The sequence below is a fragment of the Streptomyces melanosporofaciens genome, assembly GCF_900105695.1.
In the GTDB taxonomy this organism is placed as follows: Bacteria; Actinomycetota; Actinomycetes; order Streptomycetales; family Streptomycetaceae; genus Streptomyces; species Streptomyces antimycoticus.
Map to the genome: position 1 here is coordinate 5,627,292 of NZ_FNST01000002.1, position 17,717 is coordinate 5,645,008.

A 17,717-nucleotide genomic window follows, 5' to 3' on the forward strand; every position below is an offset into this window, starting at 1 on the left:
GGCTCGCCGCCTACAGGTACTCGCCACCGCTTCGGCGAGCTGCGGGTGATCAATGCGCAGTAACATCGCACAACATCCAGCGAGGGAGGGCGAAGTCACGTGGTGGACATGAAGGCGGCCGCGCGCAAGGTCTTCGAGGCATACGACCTCGATGCCGACGGGCAGATAACCGCCGAGGAATATCAGCAGGTCGTCGCCGAGCTGCGCGGCGAGCACCTCACCGACGAGCAGGCGCAACAATTCATCGACGTACTCGACACGGACGGCGACGGCACGATGTCGTTCGAGGAGTTCTGGGCCCCGATGCAGGGCGTCGCGGACTGACCACGGGCGCTCCGGCCACCCGGAGGCCCTCGTCGTGGCCCTCTGGCCCCTCCGTGGCTCTCGGAGATCCAGGGAGCGGCCAGCACCCGGCGGCATTCTCGCCCGGGACGCGCGGGGTGCCGCCCCTGGCATGACCGCTCACCCTGTCGGCTTCGGGACCCCGATCGGGTTGGGGAAGCGCAGGGCGGCGGCGCAGGCGGTGGCCAGCGGGGTGAGCAGCCGCACCAGCGTCGCCACCTCGTCGGGGCCCAGCGGCCGCCAAGGGCGTTCCGCCGCCCGGTCCGTCGCGGTCTCGGCCGTCCGGAGCAGCTCGTATCCGTCCTGCGTCGCGGTGCCGTCCGGGGTGAGCAGGCCGCGGTCGGTCAGGCGCCGGGCGGCGGCGTCCCACTCCTGGTCGGTCCAGCCGCGGTGGGGCTGGAGTTCGGTGCGGGGGACGTCGACGGCGGAACGGAGGACGAGGGCCTCGCAGCCGTCGATACCGGCGGCGACCAGGGCCGCGACATGGCCGTCGCCGCGGTGCTCGCGCAGCAGGGTCGTCGCGTGCCACAGCCGCTCGACCGGCTTGTCGGGGAAGTCCAGCGCGCCGTTCGCGGCGGCCAGCACCCGGCCGGACCCCTCCAGGCCCGCCGCGCGGGGGACCAGGGCCTCGGCGGCGCGCTCCACCTCGCGCTCGTGCCCGGCGAGCAGCCGGGCGAGGGCGGCCGCGGCGCCCGTACGGCGGAGCTCCAGGGCCCGTGCGGGCGTGGTCAGGGACCAGACGTCGGGCAGGGCGCGGGCGCCCATGGCGGGCGCGAAGGTGAAGAAGGCCGCCACGACGGGCTCCGGCCCGACCGGTCCGAGGGGCGCCGCGCGGCCCGCGAAGTAGCCGCGCCAGAAGCCGCGCAGCCCCACCTCCTCGTACGCCGCCTCGGCCTCCGGTGCGAAGTACGCCACCGCGTGGATCGGCTCGAAGAGGGCCCACATCGTGCGGGCCGTCGTCGCAGCGCTGGTGTTCATTGCCATGCTCCCTTCAGCATCGCCCCCGGGGCCGGACCACGACCGGCATTGTGCCAAGCTCCCGGAACCCGGACATCCGGGTCGGACGTTGACCCGGATGTCCGATTACGGCATCACCTGACACCATCTGGCATCACCGGGCGCGGCGGACCGGACGGACGGGACGGACGCGAGCGATGCGACCGCCGGGACGACCGTCACGAACCGACGCGCCTGAATACGACCTTCGAGGAGATCGGCTGTGACCCTGCGGCAAGAGATCGTCGGCAACGCCATGCAAATGGCGGTCTGCACCCTGCAGCCGGGGCAGACCGTCTACTGCGAGGCCGGGAAGTTCCTGTTCAAGACGGCGAACGTGACGATGGAGACCCGGCTGTCCGGGCCCGGCGGGGGCGGCGGCCAGGCCGCCGGGGGCAGTGGCGCAAGCGCCGGGGGCGGCGGGATGGGCGGGATGCTGCGCCAGGCCATGGGCACCGCCATGCAGGTGGGGCAGCGGGCGCTGGCCGGGGAGTCGCTGGCGTTCCAGTACTTCACCGCCACCGGCGGTGAGGGCACCGTCGGCTTCGCCGGCGTGCTGCCCGGTGAGATGCGGGCGCTGGAGCTTGACGGGGCGCGGGCCTGGTTCGCGGAGAAGGACGCCTTCGTGGCCGCCGAGTCCACCGTGGAGTTCGGGATCGCCTTCCAGGGCGGGAAGACCGGGCGCAGCGGCGGCGAGGGATTCATCCTGGAGAAGTTCACCGGGCACGGCACCGTGATCATCTGTGGTGCGGGCAACTTCATCGACCTGAATCCGGCCGATTTCGGCGGCCGGATCGAGGTCGACACGGGCTGCATCGTGGCCTTCGAGGAAGGCATCCGCTACGGCGTGGAGCGCATCGGCGGGCTCAACCGCCAGGGGCTGATGAACGCGGTCTTCGGCGGTGAGGGTCTTTCGCTGGCCACGCTGGAGGGCAATGGGCGGGTGATCCTGCAGTCGCTCACCATCGAGGGCCTGGCGAACGCCCTGAAGAAGGCGCAGGGCGGCGACAAGCAGGGGCCGACGGGCGGGATGTTCTCCACCCACGCGGGGTGACGAGCCCGTGGGCCGGCCCCGCGCTTCTCACCCGCCCGCGACGTAGAAGAGGAAGAAGAGGAAAGCGGCGATGAAGTGGACGCCCACGAGGTAGATGAAGACCCGGACCGTGAAGCTCATCGGCGCCCGGTCCTCCTCGTTCGGGCCGGTCCGGGCGCGCGGCGCCGGGTACGACCGGGTGTCGCTCGGGCTCATCTGGTGCGCGGTCATGTCGTTCCCGTCCTCCTTCATGGCATTCCGGGCCTTCCTCGGCGAGCGGCGTCGCCGAGGCACAGCTCGGCCGCGCCGCTCTGCAGCAGCGTGTGGACGAAGAGCAGATCCACGCCGCCGGGCGAGGCGGCGGCGATGCGGTGCGGGGTGAGCGAGTCGAAATGGGCCGCGTCGCCCGGCGAGAGGGCGTGCACGGTCTCGCCGAGGGTCAGCCGCAGCCGGCCCCTCAGGACGTAGAGCCATTCCTCGCCGGGGTGGACCCGCACCAGGCCCTCCTGGGCGCCGGAGCGCTCCGGCACATGCAGCCGGAGCGCCTGCATGGCCCGGCCGGAGCCGCCGGCCTGCCAGTAGGTCCAGCCGCCGGCCTCCTGTGCCTCCATGCGGTCGGCCCGCACGACCGGGTCCCGTTCCGAGGTCTCCTCGCCCAACAGGTCGGATACCGTGGTTCCGTAGGTACGGGCCAGGGTCAGCAGCATCGGGAGCGAGGGCTGGCGGCGGCCCGTCTCCAGCCGCGACAGATGCGCGGGGGAGAGCCCGACGCGATGGGCGGCGGCCTCGAGCGTCAGACCGCTGCGCCGCCGCAGGTCACGCAGGCGGGGAGCGACGGTGGGCAGCTCGGTTGCCGGTCCGCCGGGGTGACCGTCGGCCGGTCCGTCCGTGGGCCCCTCGTCGGGCCCGTGGGGGAGCGGGTGCATGTCTCCGGTATAGCCAGACCTGAACCTTTCGGGCAAAAGATTTGCCTGAGAGGCAAGAAGTGCGGGCGATGCGGGCGCGAGGTTACGCTTTCGTTACCTCCTCTGGCGCTTCGCGCAGTTCTTGTGAACTCCCGGCGAACGGGGGTCACTTGGCATTGACACGACAGCGTCTACGCGCGTCATGCTATGTCTATGACAATCCCCCCACGGATCGCTCGCATCGGTGCCCTCGGCGCCCTCGTCTCGACGCTGATCATCGGCGGTACGGCCACCGCGGCCACCGCGCTCGCCCCGGCGGCATCGCAGACCGTTGTGTCGTCGCAGGTCATCGCGGCCGTCGGCGACATCTGCTACTCGGATCTGCCGTCCCAGGCCCATGACACCCTGGACCTGATCGAGCAGGGCGGCCCCTACCCGTTCCCGCAGGACGGCACCGTCTTCCAGAACCGTGAAGGCGTCCTTCCGTCCCAGTCCTCCGGCTACTACCACGAGTACACCGTGATCACCCCGGGCTCCGACGACCGTGGCGCCCGGCGCATCGTCACCGGTGAGCAGACGGACGAGGACTACTACACCTCGGACCACTACGCCTCGTTCGACCTGGTCGACCGCGGCTGCTGACGCGGCCCCACCGAAGACCGCCACCCCCCGCGGCGCGGCCGCTGCCCCTCATCAGGGCAGCGGCCGCAGCGCTGTCCGCGCCCGCCCGGGACCCGCCCTCCGTCCGCCCTCGGGCCCGCCCCCGCCCCGCCGCCGCACCGAACAGCGGTCACCGCCCCGGGAACCCCGCGCGGGTCGTTGTCGTTGCTTCCCGATACCGTCTCGGTTAGCAGCGGACGTGTGGGGAGGCATGGTGGCGAACGGTCCGGAAGTGGTCACGTGCGGGGAGGCGATGCTCCTGCTGCTCGCCGAGCCCGGGGTTCCGCTGGACCGGGCCGTGCATTTCCGCCGGTCGGTGGCGGGGGCCGAGTCCAATGTGGCCGTGGGCCTCGCCCGGCTCGGCCACGGGGTGCGCTGGCTCGGCCGGGTCGGCGCCGACCCCGCGGGGGAGGCGGTGCTGCGCGAGCTGCGCGCCGACTGTGTGGACGTCGCCCACGCGATCGTGGACGACCACGCCCCCACCGGGCTGCTGATGCGGGACAGCCATGCGCACCGCGCCATCGATGTGCAGTACTACCGCATGGGATCGGCCGCCTCCCGGCTGACGCCCGAGCAGATACGCCCCGAGGCCCTCGAAGGCACCCGGCTGCTGCATCTGTCCGGGATCACGCCGATGCTCTCGCCGACCGCGGCGGCCGCGAGCCGGCGCCTGGTGGAGCTGGCCCGTGCGGCCGGGGCCAAGGTCTCCTTCGATCCGAACGTACGGCACAAGCTGGGCGGCGCGGCGCAGTGGGCCCAGACGGCGGGCCCGTTGCTGCGCGACGCCGACATCGTCCTCGCGGGCGAGGACGAGTTGGAGCTGCTGACCGCCCGACCCGCCGACGAGGCCGCGCGGGAGCTGCTGCGCGGTGCGGCCGACGAGGTCGTGATCAAGCGTGCTGACCACTCCTCGACCGTCCTCACCGCCGACGGCGGCTGGGACCAGGCGCCCCACGCGGTGCCGGTCGTCGACCCCATCGGGGCCGGTGACGGCTTCGCGGCCGGCTATCTGTCGGCCCGCCTGCGCGGGTTGCACGAGCACCAGGCGCTCGCCGAGGCGGCATGCGTGGCCGCCCTCGTCGTCCAGGCCGCCACCGATACGGACGGGCTGCCCACCGCCGCCGCGCGGGACCGGGCGCTCGCCGAGCTCTCCAAGGGCGGGGACACGGTGTACCGCTGAGCCGACACAGGCAGCAGAGACAACACGGGCACCACGGATAACGGGGGCAGCACAGACGGCGCGGACAGCGCCGGTAACACCGACAAGCCGGATATCGATCCACCAAGCATCACCGCACCGCATATCGTCCATCGCACACCGAAACCGCCGCATATCCCGGAGGCAATCCGGGGCGGCATCGCCAGCAGCACTTGGGAGAGGAAGGCGGCGACCGTCGTGTACCGCTGGGAGATCACCCGGGCCGCGCTCGCGCAGCGCGTTCTCGCCATCGTCCGTAGCGACAGCTACGACCACGCCCATGCCACGGCGGACAACCTGCTGTCCGCCGGTATCACCAGCCTGGAGATCTCGCTGACCACGCCTTTCGCCCTGGAGGCGGTCACCACACTGATCCGGGAGGTCGGCGATGACGCGGTGATCGGCGCGGGCACGGTGCTCGACGCCGCCTCGGCCCGGATGGCGGTGGACGCGGGCGCCCGCTTCCTCGTCTCGCCGAGCCTGGACCCCGAGGTCATCCGCACCGGCCACCGCTACGGTCTGCCGGTCTTCCCCGGCGTGGCCACGCCCACCGAGGCGGTGCACGCGATGGAGCTGGGCGCGGACGCCCTGAAGCTCTTCCCCGCCTCCGCCTACGGGCCCCGCTGGGTCAGCGACGTACGGGCCGCGCTGCCGCAGGCCGCCGTGGTTCCCACCGGCGGGGTGACGCTGGCCGAGGCCCCGGACTGGATCGCGGCCGGGGCCGTCGCCTGCGGGATGGGCTCGGCGCTGTCCGAGGGCGACCGGGACACCGTGGGCAAGCGTGCCGCCGAGCTGCTGGCCCGCCTCGCGGATGTGGCACCACCGCTGGACTCGGCGCCCGAGCTGTACTGACGGGGGTGTGGGGCCGTACGGACGGCGGGGCCCGGGCCGCACTGACCGCTGCGCGCGGGTCGTACGCCTGGCGGTGCGTGTGGGCCGTACGTCCGCGTATCCCAGCGGGCGGTCAACGGCTTCCCGTGGGCCGGGAGTTCTGCCACCCTGAGCGCGCTGTGATCATGCGGCTCGTACCGGCCGCCCGCCCGCGCCCAGGAGGTGCCGTGAGACGTACCGTCACGCTGTCCGCCCTCGCCGCCGTGCTCGCCGCCACCGCCGCCGGTTCGGCGCTGGCCGTCGGCTCCACGTCCAAGCCCGAGTCGCCGCGGACGTCCGCCGCCGAGCACGCCCGGCAGCAGCGCGGCACCCTGCTCGACCGGGTGCCCGAGCGCGGGGTGCTGCGGGTGTGCACCACGGGCGACTACCGGCCTTTCAGCCATCGCGACCCCAAGTCCGGCGCCTATACCGGCATCGACATCAAGATGGCCGGGGACCTCGCCGAGAGCCTGGACGCCAAACCGGCGTTCGTGCCCACCACCTGGGCCGAGCTGGTGGACGACCTTGCCGCCGGACGCTGCGACGTGGGCATGGGCGGGGTGTCGGTGACCCTGGCCCGCGCCCGTAAGGCGTCCTTCAGCGAGCCGTATCTCACCGACGGCAAGACGCCGATCGTGCGCTGCGAGGACAAGGACAGGTACCGCACGCTGGAGGACATCGACCAACCGGGCGTGCGGGTGGTGGTCAACCCGGGTGGCACCAATGAGGAGTTCGCCCGGGCGCATGTCAAACGGGCCACTCTCACCGTCCATCCGGACAACACCACGATCTTCGACGAGATCATCGCGGGCCGTGCCGATGTGATGATGACGGACGCCAGCGAGACCCGCTATCAGTCCGCGATCCACCCGGAGCTGTGCGCGGTCCACCCCGACGAGCCGTTCTCCTTCTCCGAGAAGGCGTACGCCCTGCCGCGCGGCGATGCGCAGTTCAAGGAGTACGTCGACCAGTGGGTCCATCTGGCCACGCACGACGGTACGTACGAGAAGTACGAGGATGAATGGATGAAGCGGTGACGCGGTGACGCGATGGAGACGCGAGGGGCGGTTGGGGCGGTGACCTGGCGGCGGACGGACGGCGGCTGAAAAGCTGGGCATCGCCGTAGGACTCTCGCGTCCGTCGCCCTCCCTCGGCGCCCGGGGCGGGAAGATGGCCCCATGAGTCCCGCCCAGCCCGTGCGCCGCCGCTCGGACGCCGTCGCCAACCGCGCCGCCCTCCTCGACGCTGCCGAGCGGGTCCTGCTCCGCGATGGGCCCGCCGTGCCGTTGGACGTGGTGGCGCGCGAGGCCGGGGTCGGCATCGCCACGCTGTACCGGAACTTCGCCGACCGGGACGAGTTATACGCGGCCGTCGTCCACCGCGCCCACCAGCTCGTGGCCGACCTCGCCCAGGAGGCCGAGGCCAGCGCGGCGCCGCCGCTGGACGCGCTGGCCGGTTTCCTGGACCGGCTGCTCGCCGAACGCCGCCGTCTCGCCCTGCCGTTGCTCAGCGCCCCCGGCCCGCGTCCGTGGAACGGGGCCGACCCCCTCGGCCCGCATTCGAGCAACGGCGCCGACCCCCTCGGCCCGCGGATCTCCCGGTCGCTGGCCGCGGTCCTGAAGCGGGGCATCGGCGACGGCTCGATCCGCCGCGACGCCACCGCCGCCGACCTCGTCGTCACCGTCGCCACGCTCGCCCGTGCCCAACTCCCGTCCGACGCCTGGGACCGCGCCGCCCGCCGCATCGCCGCGCTCGTCCTGGACGGACTGCGCGCCCGCTCCGACACCGCCCCGCTCCCCGCCGGGCTCACCGGTGCCGAACTGGACCGGGCCATGACCCACAGCGGGGGCCACAGGGCGGCCTACTAGCCTGTCGCCCGCGGCGGGATGCGCATTTGCGCGAATTCGGGCGCGGCCCTTGCGCGGGTGCTACACCCTGACGGATGCCGGTTGTAATGCCCGGACCGGTGAACGTTTCCTCGCATCCGGAGAGACGATATGAGCAGCCCCCTCAGCCACCCCTCGTGCGGACCTTTCTGGCCTCGGTCGAGCGGCGGACCGCGGCGCTTCCCGCCGCGTGGCGGGAGGAACTGCTCGAGGATCTGCGCGAGGAGATCGCGGCGGCCCTGGCGGACGACCGCACCGAGGACCCCGCCGCGGACGGCGGCCCGGCGATCAGCGAGGAGCGGGTCCGGCGGGCGCTCGACTGGATCGGAACCCCGGAGGAGATCGCGGCGGACGCGCTGGCCGAGGAGTCCGGCAGCATTCCACCGGAGCCCGAGAACCCCGGCGGCACCTGGCTGACGCTCGGCCTGGCCGTACTGCCGGTGCCGCTGTGCCTGATCCCGGGTGTCGGCATACCGCTGGGGCTGGTCGCCGCCTTCGGCGCGCTCGTCCGGCTGTGGCGGTCCGCGCCGTGGGCGCGGCGCGAGAAGCGGCAGGCCACGCTGTTCGTCCTGTCGCCCCTGGTGACGGTGCCGGTGCTGGCGGCCGCCCTCTCCCTGGCGTTCGACGGGATCAGCGCTCCCGCGTTCGTGGCCTCCCTCCTGATAGCGCTCGCCCTGCCGGTGGTCGGTGCCATACGGCTGGCCCGGTCCGCCGCCCGACTGCGCGAGCAGGCCCCGTAGGAGGCAGGACGGCCCCTTGGCCGGCGCGTCGGCTGACAGCGTTGTCGGCCCCGGCGGGTCGACTGTGCCCAGTTTGTCCGGACAACAGAACTTCACGACTTCCCGTCATGTGCTCATCCGGATACCCTCGCCCCGTGGCTATGGAGGAAGAAGACTCTTCGGGCGGGGCTGAGGCGCTCCAGCTCAGCGTCGATCGCAGCAGTCCGGTCCCGCTGTATTTCCAGCTGTCCCAGCAGCTCGAGGCGGCGATCGAGCAGGGGCGGCTGGCGCCCGGAAGTCTGCTGGGCAATGAGATCGAGCTGGCCGGGCGGCTCGGGCTGTCCCGCCCCACCGTCCGGCAGGCCATTTCGTCGCTGGTGGACAAGGGGCTGCTGGTGCGCCGCCGGGGCGTGGGCACACAGGTGGTGCACAGCCAGGTCAAGCGCCCGCTGGAGCTGAGCAGCCTCTACGACGACCTGGAGGCGGCCGGTCAGCGCCCCGCCACCCAGGTGTTGCGGAACACGACCGAGCTCGCGACCGCCGAGGTCGCCGCCGCGCTCGGCATCTCCGAGGGCGCCGAGGTGGTGCTGATCGAGCGGCTGCGGCTGGCGCACGGCGAGCCCATGGCCCATCTGCGCAACCACCTCCCCGTGGGCCTGCTCAAGCTGGACAGCGCCGAGCTGGAGGACACCGGGCTCTACCGGCTGATGCGCGCGGCCGGGATCACCCTGCACAGCGCCCGCCAGGCGGTCGGCGCCCGCGCGGCCACCGCCGAGGAGGGGGAGCAGCTCGGGGAGCCGGAGGGTGCGCCGCTGCTGACCATGGAGCGCACGACCTACGACGACACCGGCCGGGCCGTGGAGTTCGGTTCGCACACCTACCGGGCCTCGCGCTACGCCTTCGAATTCCAGCTCCTCGTACGCCCCTGAGCCCTTCGCTCCCGCCCTACAAGGCCGTCGCACCCGGCCGCTGTCCTTGACGTGTCCCGCGTCCCCCGCTACAAGTCCTCCAGCCGGACGGGCACCGGGCCCGCCACGGCTTTCACCGTACGCGGCGCCGCCGAGCACCCCGGAAGCCCCGGCGAGGGCCGGTAACGGATACTTGGCGGCGGCCGGGCCCGATCATGCGGTACCCGGCCGCGAAGGTGACAGCGGGACGAACACACAGTGAGAAGGGCGGGTCTTCGTGGCGAAGGTGCGGAGAGGGGCACGTGCGATGACCGCCGCCGTGCTGGCGGCGGTGCTGGGTACGGTGTTGGCGGGCTGCAGCAGTACGGGCGGCAAGCGTGCCGAGGAGCGGGCCGCGAGGGAGGCGGCCGCCGGGGGGCGGGCGGCGGTCAACACCCCGAAGTGGACCTTCGCGATGGTCACCCACTCCGGCGACGGCGACACCTTCTGGGACATCGTCCAGAGCGGCGCCAAGCAGGCCGCGGTCAAGGACAACATCCGGTTCCTCTACGCCCACAACGAGGAGGGCAAGGAGCAGTCCCAGCTCGTCCAGTCCTACATCGACCAGAAGGTCGACGGCCTGATCGTCACCCTCGCCAAGCCCGACGCCATGAAGGCCGTGGTGAAGAAGGCGCAGAAGGCCGGGATACCGGTGATCACCGTCAACTCCGGCTCCGAGGTGTCCAAGGCGTTCGGCGCGCTCACCCACGTCGGCCAGGACGAGACCATCGCGGGCGAGGCCGTCGGCGACGAGCTCAACAAGCGGGACCGCAAGAAGGCCCTGTGCGTGCTCCACGAGCAGGGCAACGTGGGCCATGAGCAGCGCTGCGACGGCGCGGCCAAGACCTTCGAGGGCAAGATGGAGAAGATCTACGTCGAGGGCACCAACATGCCCGATGTGCAGTCCTCGATCGAGGCCAAGCTCCAGTCGGACAAGGGCATCGACACCGTGCTCACTCTCGGCGCGCCGTTCGCGGACACCGCCGCCAAGGCCGCCGACCAGGCGGGCAGCAAGGCCGAGATCGACACCTTCGACCTCAACGCCAAGGTCGCCGCGGCGCTCCAGGACGGCACGCTCGGCTTCGCCGTGGACCAGCAGCCGTATCTGCAGGGCTATGAGGCCGTGGATCTGCTGTGGCTCAACCGCTACAACGCCGATGTGCTCGGCGGCGGCAGGCCGGTGCTGACCGGTCCGCAGATCATCACCAAGGACGACGCCGCCGAGCTCGCGTCGTACACGAAGCGGGGCACCCGATGAGCGCGGAGGCACCGCCCGTCGAGGAACTCGCGAGCCGGCAGCCGGTGCGCGGCTCGCTGCCGCGCCGGCTCGCGGGGCGGCCGGAGCTGGGCGCGGTCGTCGGCGCCGTCGCCGTCTTCGTCTTCTTCTCGATCGTCGCCGACGCCTTCCTCCAGTGGTCCAGCTTCAGCACCGTGCTGTACGCCTCCTCGACCATCGGGATCATGGCGGTGCCGGTCGCGCTGCTGATGATCGGCGGCGAGTTCGATCTGTCGACCGGCGTCCTGGTGACCAGCTCGGCGCTGATCTCGTCGATGTTCTCGTACCAGATGACGGCGAACGTATGGGTCGGCGCCGGGGTGTCCCTGCTGGCCACCCTCGCGATCGGCTTCTTCAACGGCTATCTGCTGGTCCGTACCAATCTGCCGAGCTTCATCATCACGCTCGGCACCTTCCTGATCCTCCAGGGCTGCAACCTCGGCTTCACCAAGCTGATCAGCGACACCGTCTCCACCAAGAGCATCGCCGACATGGAGGGCTTCCCCTCCGCCCATAAGGTCTTCGCCTCGCATCTGGCCATCGGGGACGTCGAGGTGCAGGTCACCGTCCTGTGGTGGTTCGCCCTGATCGCGCTCGCCACCTGGATCCTGCTGCGCACCCGCGCCGGGAACTGGATCTTCGCGGTGGGCGGCGCCAAGGAGGCGGCCCGCGCGGTCGGCGTACCGGTGGAGCGCACCAAGATCGGCCTCTATCTGGGCGTCGCGCTGGCCGCCTGGATCTCCGGCCAGCATCTGCTGTTCAACTACGACGTCGTCCAGTCCGGCGAGGGCGTGGGCAATGAGCTGCTCTACATCATCGCCGCCGTCATCGGCGGCTGCCTGCTGACCGGCGGCTACGGCTCGGCGGTCGGCGCGGCCGTCGGCGCGTTCATCTTCGGCATGACCAACAAGGGCATCGTCTACGCGCAGTGGGGCGCCGACTGGTTCAAGTTCTTCCTCGGGGCGATGCTGCTGCTCGCCACGCTGCTCAACTGGTGGGTCCGCAAGCGGGCGGAGGAGAGTAAATGAGTACGTCCCAGATACCCCGGGCATCCGGGACGCCTCTGGTCGCGCTCGGCGACATCAGCAAGTACTACGGCAACGTCCAGGCGCTGGACGGCGTCTCGCTGGAGGTGCACGCCGGGGAGATCACCTGCGTCCTCGGTGACAACGGCGCGGGCAAGTCCACCCTCATCAAGATCGTCGCGGGGCTGCACCAGCACGACGGCGGCAGCTTCACCATCGAGGGGGAGGAGACCCGGCTCGGCTCCCCGCGCGAGGCCCTGGACCGCGGGATCGCCACGGTCTACCAGGACCTCGCCGTGGTCCCGATGATGCCGGTGTGGCGGAACTTCTTCCTCGGTTCCGAGATCCACAAGGGCCGCGGGCCGCTCCGGCGCCTGGACGTGGCGGCGATGCGCGCCACGACCCACCGTGAACTGCTGCGCATGGGCATCGATCTGCGCGATGTGGACCAGCCCATCGGTACCCTCTCCGGCGGTCAGCGCCAGTGCGTCGCCATTGCCCGCGCTGTCCACTTCGGCGCGAAGGTGCTCATCCTGGACGAGCCGACGGCGGCGCTGGGCGTCAAGCAGTCCGGGGTCGTGCTCAAGTACGTCGCGGCCGCCCGGGACGCGGGCCTCGGCGTGGTCCTCATCACCCACAACCCGCACCACGCCTATCTCGTCGGCGACCGATTCGTGCTGCTCAAGCGCGGCGCCATGGCCGGCAGCCACGCCAAGGACGAGATCGCGCTGGAGGAGCTCACCCGGCAGATGGCGGGCGGCAGCGAGCTGGAACAGCTCAGCCATGAACTGGCCCGCACCCCCGCCCCCGATCTCTCGGAAGGGGTCGCCAAGGGTTGAGCGGCCGGGCCGACGGCCGTGTTCCGGCCCCTTGGCGGGCCGCGCGCCGTAGGCTCGCCATGCGGCGTGAGGCGCGGGTGAGGCACAATCGCACGGCGGGCCCCACCCGCCACGACCGACGCACCCGAGGCCGCGCGGCCTCCCGATACCCCCGCAGGGACGACGAACTCTTGCGAGCACGTACCCGCAGCGACCGTACCCCCCACACCGGCGAGGGGGCCGGCCGATGAGCATCTACCGCGAACGAGTGCACCGGGGCTCGGCCCGGGCCACCGTGTTGCGGACCGTCGGCACCCGTGAGCGCCGCTCGCATCTCAGCGCGCCCCGGGTGCCCACGGTCGGCATCGACATCGGCGGCACCAAGGTGATGGCCGGGGTGGTCGACGCCGACGGCACCATCCTCGAGAAGCTGCGCACCGAGACCCCGGACAAGTCCAAGAGCCCCAAGGTCGTCGAGGACACCATCACCGAACTGGTGCTGGACCTCTCCGACCGGCACGATGTGCACGCCGTGGGCATCGGCGCCGCGGGCTGGGTGGACGCCGACCGCAACCGGGTGCTCTTCGCCCCGCATCTGTCCTGGCGCAACGAACCGCTGCGCGACCGGCTCGCGGAGCGGCTCGACGTCCCGGTCATGGTCGACAACGACGCCAACGCCGCCGCGTGGGCGGAGTGGCGGTTCGGCGCCGGACGCGGCGAGGACCATCTCGTCATGATCACCCTCGGCACCGGAATCGGTGGCGCGATCCTGGAGGACGGCCAGGTCAAGCGCGGCAAGTACGGGGTCGCGGGGGAGTTCGGCCATATGCAGGTCGTCCCGGCCGGCCACCGCTGCCCCTGTGGCAACCGCGGCTGCTGGGAGCAGTACAGCTCCGGCAACGCCCTCGTCCGCGAGGCCCGCGAACTGGCCGCCGCCGAATCGCCGGTGGCGTACGGGATCACCGACCGGGTCGGCGGCAACATCCAGGAGATCACCGGGCCGCTGATCACCGAACTGGCCCGGCAGGGCGACGCCATGTGCGTCGAACTGCTCCAGGACATCGGCCAGTGGCTCGGCGTCGGCATCGCCAATCTCGCCGCCGCCCTCGACCCCTCCTGCTTCGTGATCGGCGGCGGCGTCAGCGCCGCCGACGATCTGCTGATCGGCCCCGCCCGGGACGCCTTCCGGCGCACCCTCACCGGCCGCGGCTACCGGCCGGAGGCCCGGATCGTCAAGGCGCAGCTTGGTCCCGAGGCCGGGATGGTCGGCGCCGCCGACCTCGCCCGGCTGGTGGCCCGCCGCTTCCGCCGCGCCAACCGCCGCCGCGTCGAGCGGTACGAGCGCGCCGGGTCCTCCTCCCCGCTGCGGCTGGCGCCGCGCGGTCAGGCAGGTCGCGAATGACCGCCGCCGAGCAGCGCCCCGGCGCCCCGATGCCCCCCGCCGCCGACGGCAGACACCCCGACGGGCCCACGTCCGGTGGCCCCACGTCCGGCGGGTCCACGTCCGGTGGCGGCCGTCCGTCCCGCCGCTGGCTCAAGGCCGTGATCGTCTTCCTGCTGATCGCGATCCCGGCGGGCTATCTGGTGATCTCCGCCATCCAGAGCCGCAACGGCGGTGAGGAGAAGGCGGAGGCGGCGTCGGCCAAGGGCCTCAGCGCCGGCTATCCGACCCGGGTGCAGCGGCGCATATACGACGTGCCGGTGCCGCCCCACTCCAAGAAGGTCGCGTTCTACGAGACCAACTCCTGGAAGGTCAGCTCGCTGTACGTGCAGTTCGTCACGGACCGCGACGGACTCGACTCCTTCCTGCACCGGATCGGCACCGCCCGCTCCGCCCTGGACAAGGGCAAGGTGACCATCACCGGCGACCAGGCGAAGAAGGTCGGCTGGCAGGTCGGCGAGGCCGGTCACGACTGGGCGGGAATGGAGCTCAAGCAGAAGGATCCGCAACCCAAGTTGAGGATCACGGTCAAGTTCGACAATCCGGCGCATCCCAAGGTTTACGTGGTCTCCACGGTCACTCCGTAGGTCCTTCACATCCTGGGTGCATCACGCCCGAAACCCCCGCCACCTCTGTCGGATACCGTTTTCGGGTGAGCGAGACGAAGACACTTCAGTACCGGACCGACGGACCCGAGGACGGGCCCGTGCTCGTCCTCGGACCGTCGCTGGGCACCACCTGGCATATGTGGGACCGCCAGATACCCGAGCTGTCCCGCCACTGGCGCGTCCTCCGCTTCGACCTCCCCGGCCACGGCGGTGCGCCCGCCCATCCGGCCCCCTCCGTGGCCGAGCTCGCCGCCCGGCTGCTCGCCACCCTCGACCAGCTCGAGGTCGAGCGCTTCGGCTACGCGGGCTGCTCGATCGGCGGGGCCATCGGCGCCGAACTCGCGCTCCGACATCCCCGGAGAGTGGGCTCACTCGCTCTCGTCTCCGCCTCACCGCGCTTCGGCACCGCCGACTCCTTCCGGCAGCGCGGCGTCGTGGTCCGCACCAACGGCCTCGACCCGATCGCCCGCGCCACCCCCGAGCGCTGGTTCACCCCCGCCTTCGCCGCCTCGCAGCCCGCCATCGTCGACTGGGCCGTCCAGATGGTCCGCACCACCGACCCCGGCTGCTACATCGCCGCCTGCGAGGCCCTCGCCGCCTTCGACATCCGCGCCGAGCTGAGCCGGATCGGCATCCCCACCCTCGTGGTGGTCGGCGCCGACGACCAGGTCACCCCGGCCGCCGACGCCCGCGTCCTGGTCGCCGGCATCGCCGACGCCCGGCTCGCGCTCGTCCCCGGCGCCTCCCATCTCACCCCCGTCGAACAGCCGATGGCCGTCACCGATCTGCTGATGCGCCACTTCTCCAGCTCCTGGCAGTCCCCGGACCACCCGACCGGGATGACCGCGATCCCCGCGCCCCCGCTCAAGCCCGTGCTCTCGCCCATGCCGCCCGGCGCCGAGGTCGTCGAGTACGGCCAGCATGCGCCCGAGCCGCTGGTGGACGCCCGCTCCGAGGCGTACGACCAGGGCATCAAGGTGCGCCGCGAGGTGCTCGGCGACGCCCATGTGGACCGCGCGCAGTCCCTGACCGACGAGTTCACCGGCGACTTCCAGGACTTCATCACCCGCTACGCCTGGGGCGAGGTGTGGACCCGGCCCGGCATCGACCGGCGCACCCGCAGCGTGGTCACCCTCACCGCCCTCGCCGCCCGCGGCCACCTCGACGAACTCGCCTTCCACACCCGCGCCGCGCTGCGCAACGGGCTGACCCCCACCGAGATCAAGGAGGTGCTGCTGCACACCGGCGTCTACTGCGGGGTGCCGACCGCGAACTCCGCCTTCGCCGTGGCCCAGCGGATCATCCGCGAGGAGACAAGCCCGGAGGGCTAGCGCTCCGCCGGAAGTGCTGCGATGCGTCACGACTTCCTGCGACCCGCTGAGTACGGCCAGGGAGGTCCCGGTAGCACAATGATCTCCATGAAGCTCACCAAGAAGGGCCATGCCTGCGTCCGGATCGAGAAGGACGGGCAGGCGCTCGTCATCGACCCCGGGGCCTTCAGCGAAGAGGACGCCGCGGTCGGCGCGGACGCGATCCTGGTCACCCACGAGCACTTCGACCACTTCAACGAGGAGCGGCTGCGCACCGCGCTCGACGCCAACCCCGCCGCCCACATCTGGACGCTCTCCAGCGTCTCCGGCCAGATCTCGGCGGCGTTCCCCGGGCGGGTGCACACCGTCGGGGAGGGCGACACCTTCACCGCCGCCGGATTCGACATCGAGGTGCACGGCCAGCTGCACGCCGTCATCCACCCCGACATCCCGCGGATCACCAATGTGGGCTATCTGGTGGACGGCACGCTCTTCCACCCAGGCGACGCGCTCACCGTGCCCGCCGGGCGGCAGGTGGACACGCTGATGCTGCCGGTGCACGCCCCCTGGAACAAGCTCGCCGAGGTCCTCGACTACGTCCGCGCGGTCGACCCGCGCCGGGCCGTCGACGTCCACGACGCCCTGCTGTCCGACCTCGCGCACATGGTCTACGGCCGCATGCTCGGCCCCGACGGACCGGGCACGGGCGGCGCCGAGCACCTGCGGCTGGCACCGGGCGAATCCCTCACCCTCTGAGGGCCGGGGCTCGCGAGGAGCGGCGCCCTGTGCGGGCCGGGCGGAGCTGTCATAGCCGGGATGTAGGTTGTCCCCTATGCGCATCGCGACCTGGAACGTCAATTCGATCACCGCCCGGCTGCCCCGGCTGCTCGCCTGGCTGGAGAGCAGCGGCACGGACGTCCTGTGCGTCCAGGAGACCAAGTGCGCCGAGTCCGCCTTTCCCCACGAGCCGCTGCGCGAGCTCGGCTACGAGGCCGCGGTCAACGCCACCGGGCGGTGGAACGGAGTGGCGCTGATCTCCAAGGCCGGTCTCACGGACGTCACCGTGGGCCTCCCCGGCGGCCCGGAGTACGACGGCGGCCAGGAGCCGCGGGCGATAGGCGCCACCTGCGGCCCGGTCCGCCTCTGGTCGGTCTATGTGCCCAACGGCCGGGAGATCGGCCACCCCCACTACGACTACAAGCTCCGCTGGCTGGAGGCGCTGCGCACGACCGTCGCCGGGGACGCGGCCGGTGAGCGCCCCTTCGCGGTCCTCGGCGACTTCAATGTGGCGCCGACCGACGAGGACGTCTGGGACAGGTCCGCCTTCGACGGGCTGACCCATGTGACCGACCTGGAGCGCGAGGCCCTGGCGGCGCTGCGCGAGGCGGGGCTGTCGGACGTGGTGCCGCGGCCGCTGAAGTACGACCGCCCCTTCACCTACTGGGACTACCGGGAGCTGGGCTTCCCCAAGAACCGGGGTATGCGGATCGACCTGGTCTACGGCAATGAGGTGTTCGCCAAGGCGGTCGGCGACGCGTATGTGGACCGCGAGGAGCGCAAGGGCAAGGGCGCCTCCGACCACGCCCCGGTCGTCGTCGACCTGGAGGTGTGACCCGGGGGACGCGCTGTACGGGGAGCCCCCTGACACGGGAGCCCCCCGAGGCGTCCCCTGACGCGGGAGCC

Annotated in this window: 20 protein-coding genes; 17 read left to right on the forward strand and 3 right to left on the reverse strand. The window is 71.9% G+C overall.

The window, feature by feature from the left end:
* The first annotated feature begins 108 nt into the window (after positions 1-108).
* Positions 109-324 (forward strand): EF-hand domain-containing protein, encoded by a 216-nt coding sequence (locus BLV72_RS27160; RefSeq protein WP_425288533.1) that lies wholly within the window; start codon positions 109-111, stop codon positions 322-324.
* Positions 325-462: 138 nt separating this feature from the next.
* Here the strand turns inward: BLV72_RS27160 and BLV72_RS27165 are convergent, their stop codons facing one another.
* Positions 463-1,320 (reverse strand): SCO6745 family protein, encoded by an 858-nt coding sequence (locus tag BLV72_RS27165; RefSeq protein WP_093465479.1) that lies wholly within the window; start codon positions 1,318-1,320, stop codon positions 463-465.
* A gap of 241 nt (positions 1,321-1,561) precedes the next feature.
* Between BLV72_RS27165 and BLV72_RS27170 the strand changes: the two genes are divergently transcribed.
* On the forward strand, positions 1,562-2,392 hold the full coding sequence (locus BLV72_RS27170; protein WP_093465481.1) for an AIM24 family protein: 831 nt from the start codon (positions 1,562-1,564) through the stop codon (positions 2,390-2,392).
* 27 nt (positions 2,393-2,419) lie between these two features.
* On the opposite strand, the gene BLV72_RS27175 is transcribed toward BLV72_RS27170, so the two are convergent.
* On the reverse strand, positions 2,420-2,602 hold the full coding sequence (locus tag BLV72_RS27175; RefSeq protein WP_244320984.1) for a DUF6126 family protein: 183 nt from the start codon (positions 2,600-2,602) through the stop codon (positions 2,420-2,422).
* Positions 2,603-2,619: 17 nt separating this feature from the next.
* On the reverse strand, positions 2,620-3,297 hold the full coding sequence (locus BLV72_RS27180) for a helix-turn-helix domain-containing protein (protein ID WP_244320986.1): 678 nt from the start codon (positions 3,295-3,297) through the stop codon (positions 2,620-2,622).
* A 192-nt stretch (positions 3,298-3,489) separates the two neighbouring features.
* Here BLV72_RS27180 and BLV72_RS27185 point away from each other — a divergent pair, with 192 nt between their 5' ends.
* The 15 genes from BLV72_RS27185 to BLV72_RS27255 all read left to right on the forward strand — a co-directional run bounded on the left by BLV72_RS27185 (position 3,490) and on the right by BLV72_RS27255 (position 17,646).
* Positions 3,490-3,918 carry a ribonuclease gene (locus BLV72_RS27185; protein WP_093465484.1) on the forward strand — a complete coding sequence of 143 codons (429 nt, stop codon included), beginning with the start codon at positions 3,490-3,492 and terminating at the stop codon, positions 3,916-3,918.
* Positions 3,919-4,147: 229 nt separating this feature from the next.
* On the forward strand, positions 4,148-5,116 hold the full coding sequence (locus tag BLV72_RS27190) for a sugar kinase (protein WP_093465485.1): 969 nt from the start codon (positions 4,148-4,150) through the stop codon (positions 5,114-5,116).
* A gap of 216 nt (positions 5,117-5,332) precedes the next feature.
* Positions 5,333-5,986, forward strand: coding sequence for a bifunctional 4-hydroxy-2-oxoglutarate aldolase/2-dehydro-3-deoxy-phosphogluconate aldolase (locus BLV72_RS27195; protein ID WP_093465487.1), 654 nt, complete (start codon positions 5,333-5,335; stop codon positions 5,984-5,986).
* 206 nt (positions 5,987-6,192) lie between these two features.
* Complete coding sequence (locus tag BLV72_RS27200) at positions 6,193-7,041, forward strand: transporter substrate-binding domain-containing protein (RefSeq protein ID WP_208905741.1); 849 nt, start codon at positions 6,193-6,195, stop codon at positions 7,039-7,041.
* Positions 7,042-7,182: 141 nt separating this feature from the next.
* Positions 7,183-7,872: a TetR/AcrR family transcriptional regulator gene (locus BLV72_RS27205; RefSeq protein WP_093465489.1), complete on the forward strand. Its 690-nt coding sequence runs from the start codon at positions 7,183-7,185 to the stop codon at positions 7,870-7,872.
* 155 nt (positions 7,873-8,027) lie between these two features.
* The gene (locus BLV72_RS27210) at positions 8,028-8,630 is read left to right on the forward strand and encodes an HAAS signaling domain-containing protein (RefSeq protein ID WP_093465491.1); all 603 of its coding nucleotides are present in this window, start codon (positions 8,028-8,030) and stop codon (positions 8,628-8,630) included.
* A 140-nt stretch (positions 8,631-8,770) separates the two neighbouring features.
* Positions 8,771-9,538 carry a GntR family transcriptional regulator gene (locus BLV72_RS27215; protein WP_093465492.1) on the forward strand — a complete coding sequence of 256 codons (768 nt, stop codon included), beginning with the start codon at positions 8,771-8,773 and terminating at the stop codon, positions 9,536-9,538.
* 286 nt (positions 9,539-9,824) lie between these two features.
* Positions 9,825-10,814, forward strand: coding sequence for a sugar ABC transporter substrate-binding protein (locus BLV72_RS27220; protein ID WP_093465494.1), 990 nt, complete (start codon positions 9,825-9,827; stop codon positions 10,812-10,814).
* Complete coding sequence (locus tag BLV72_RS27225) at positions 10,811-11,860, forward strand: ABC transporter permease (RefSeq protein ID WP_093465496.1); 1,050 nt, start codon at positions 10,811-10,813, stop codon at positions 11,858-11,860. The genes BLV72_RS27220 and BLV72_RS27225 overlap by 4 nt, the downstream gene beginning before the upstream one ends.
* Positions 11,857-12,696: an ATP-binding cassette domain-containing protein gene (locus tag BLV72_RS27230; protein ID WP_093465497.1), complete on the forward strand. Its 840-nt coding sequence runs from the start codon at positions 11,857-11,859 to the stop codon at positions 12,694-12,696. Before BLV72_RS27225 ends, BLV72_RS27230 begins: the two co-directional genes overlap by 4 nt.
* Before the next feature lie 226 nt (positions 12,697-12,922).
* Positions 12,923-14,077: an ROK family glucokinase gene (locus BLV72_RS27235; RefSeq protein WP_059141815.1), complete on the forward strand. Its 1,155-nt coding sequence runs from the start codon at positions 12,923-12,925 to the stop codon at positions 14,075-14,077.
* On the forward strand, positions 14,074-14,703 hold the full coding sequence (locus tag BLV72_RS27240; protein ID WP_244320987.1) for a hypothetical protein: 630 nt from the start codon (positions 14,074-14,076) through the stop codon (positions 14,701-14,703). Before BLV72_RS27235 ends, BLV72_RS27240 begins: the two co-directional genes overlap by 4 nt.
* A 65-nt stretch (positions 14,704-14,768) precedes the next feature.
* Positions 14,769-16,055 carry a bifunctional 3-oxoadipate enol-lactonase/4-carboxymuconolactone decarboxylase PcaDC gene (gene pcaDC / locus BLV72_RS27245; RefSeq protein ID WP_093465499.1) on the forward strand — a complete coding sequence of 429 codons (1,287 nt, stop codon included), beginning with the start codon at positions 14,769-14,771 and terminating at the stop codon, positions 16,053-16,055.
* An 87-nt stretch (positions 16,056-16,142) separates the two neighbouring features.
* Positions 16,143-16,790: an MBL fold metallo-hydrolase gene (locus tag BLV72_RS27250; RefSeq protein WP_093470571.1), complete on the forward strand. Its 648-nt coding sequence runs from the start codon at positions 16,143-16,145 to the stop codon at positions 16,788-16,790.
* Between the two features lie 76 nt (positions 16,791-16,866).
* On the forward strand, positions 16,867-17,646 hold the full coding sequence (locus tag BLV72_RS27255; RefSeq protein ID WP_093465500.1) for an exodeoxyribonuclease III: 780 nt from the start codon (positions 16,867-16,869) through the stop codon (positions 17,644-17,646).
* Positions 17,647-17,717 lie beyond the last annotated feature (71 nt).

Coding starts and splice junctions, on each gene's coding strand:
- BLV72_RS27240 (WP_244320987.1), top strand. CDS start 14,074: ATGACCGCCGCCGAGCAGCGCCCCGGCGCCCCGATGCCCCCCGCCGCC.
- BLV72_RS27255 (WP_093465500.1), top strand. CDS start 16,867: ATGCGCATCGCGACCTGGAACGTCAATTCGATCACCGCCCGGCTGCCC.
- BLV72_RS27180 (WP_244320986.1), bottom strand. CDS start 3,297: ATGCACCCGCTCCCCCACGGGCCCGACGAGGGGCCCACGGACGGACCG.
- BLV72_RS27165 (WP_093465479.1), bottom strand. CDS start 1,320: ATGAACACCAGCGCTGCGACGACGGCCCGCACGATGTGGGCCCTCTTC.
- BLV72_RS27205 (WP_093465489.1), top strand. CDS start 7,183: ATGAGTCCCGCCCAGCCCGTGCGCCGCCGCTCGGACGCCGTCGCCAAC.
- BLV72_RS27215 (WP_093465492.1), top strand. CDS start 8,771: ATGGAGGAAGAAGACTCTTCGGGCGGGGCTGAGGCGCTCCAGCTCAGC.
- BLV72_RS27175 (WP_244320984.1), bottom strand. CDS start 2,602: ATGACCGCGCACCAGATGAGCCCGAGCGACACCCGGTCGTACCCGGCG.
- BLV72_RS27250 (WP_093470571.1), top strand. CDS start 16,143: ATGAAGCTCACCAAGAAGGGCCATGCCTGCGTCCGGATCGAGAAGGAC.
- BLV72_RS27230 (WP_093465497.1), top strand. CDS start 11,857: ATGAGTACGTCCCAGATACCCCGGGCATCCGGGACGCCTCTGGTCGCG.
- BLV72_RS27220 (WP_093465494.1), top strand. CDS start 9,825: ATGACCGCCGCCGTGCTGGCGGCGGTGCTGGGTACGGTGTTGGCGGGC.
- BLV72_RS27225 (WP_093465496.1), top strand. CDS start 10,811: ATGAGCGCGGAGGCACCGCCCGTCGAGGAACTCGCGAGCCGGCAGCCG.
- BLV72_RS27185 (WP_093465484.1), top strand. CDS start 3,490: ATGACAATCCCCCCACGGATCGCTCGCATCGGTGCCCTCGGCGCCCTC.
- BLV72_RS27160 (WP_425288533.1), top strand. CDS start 109: ATGAAGGCGGCCGCGCGCAAGGTCTTCGAGGCATACGACCTCGATGCC.
- BLV72_RS27235 (WP_059141815.1), top strand. CDS start 12,923: ATGAGCATCTACCGCGAACGAGTGCACCGGGGCTCGGCCCGGGCCACC.
- BLV72_RS27190 (WP_093465485.1), top strand. CDS start 4,148: ATGGTGGCGAACGGTCCGGAAGTGGTCACGTGCGGGGAGGCGATGCTC.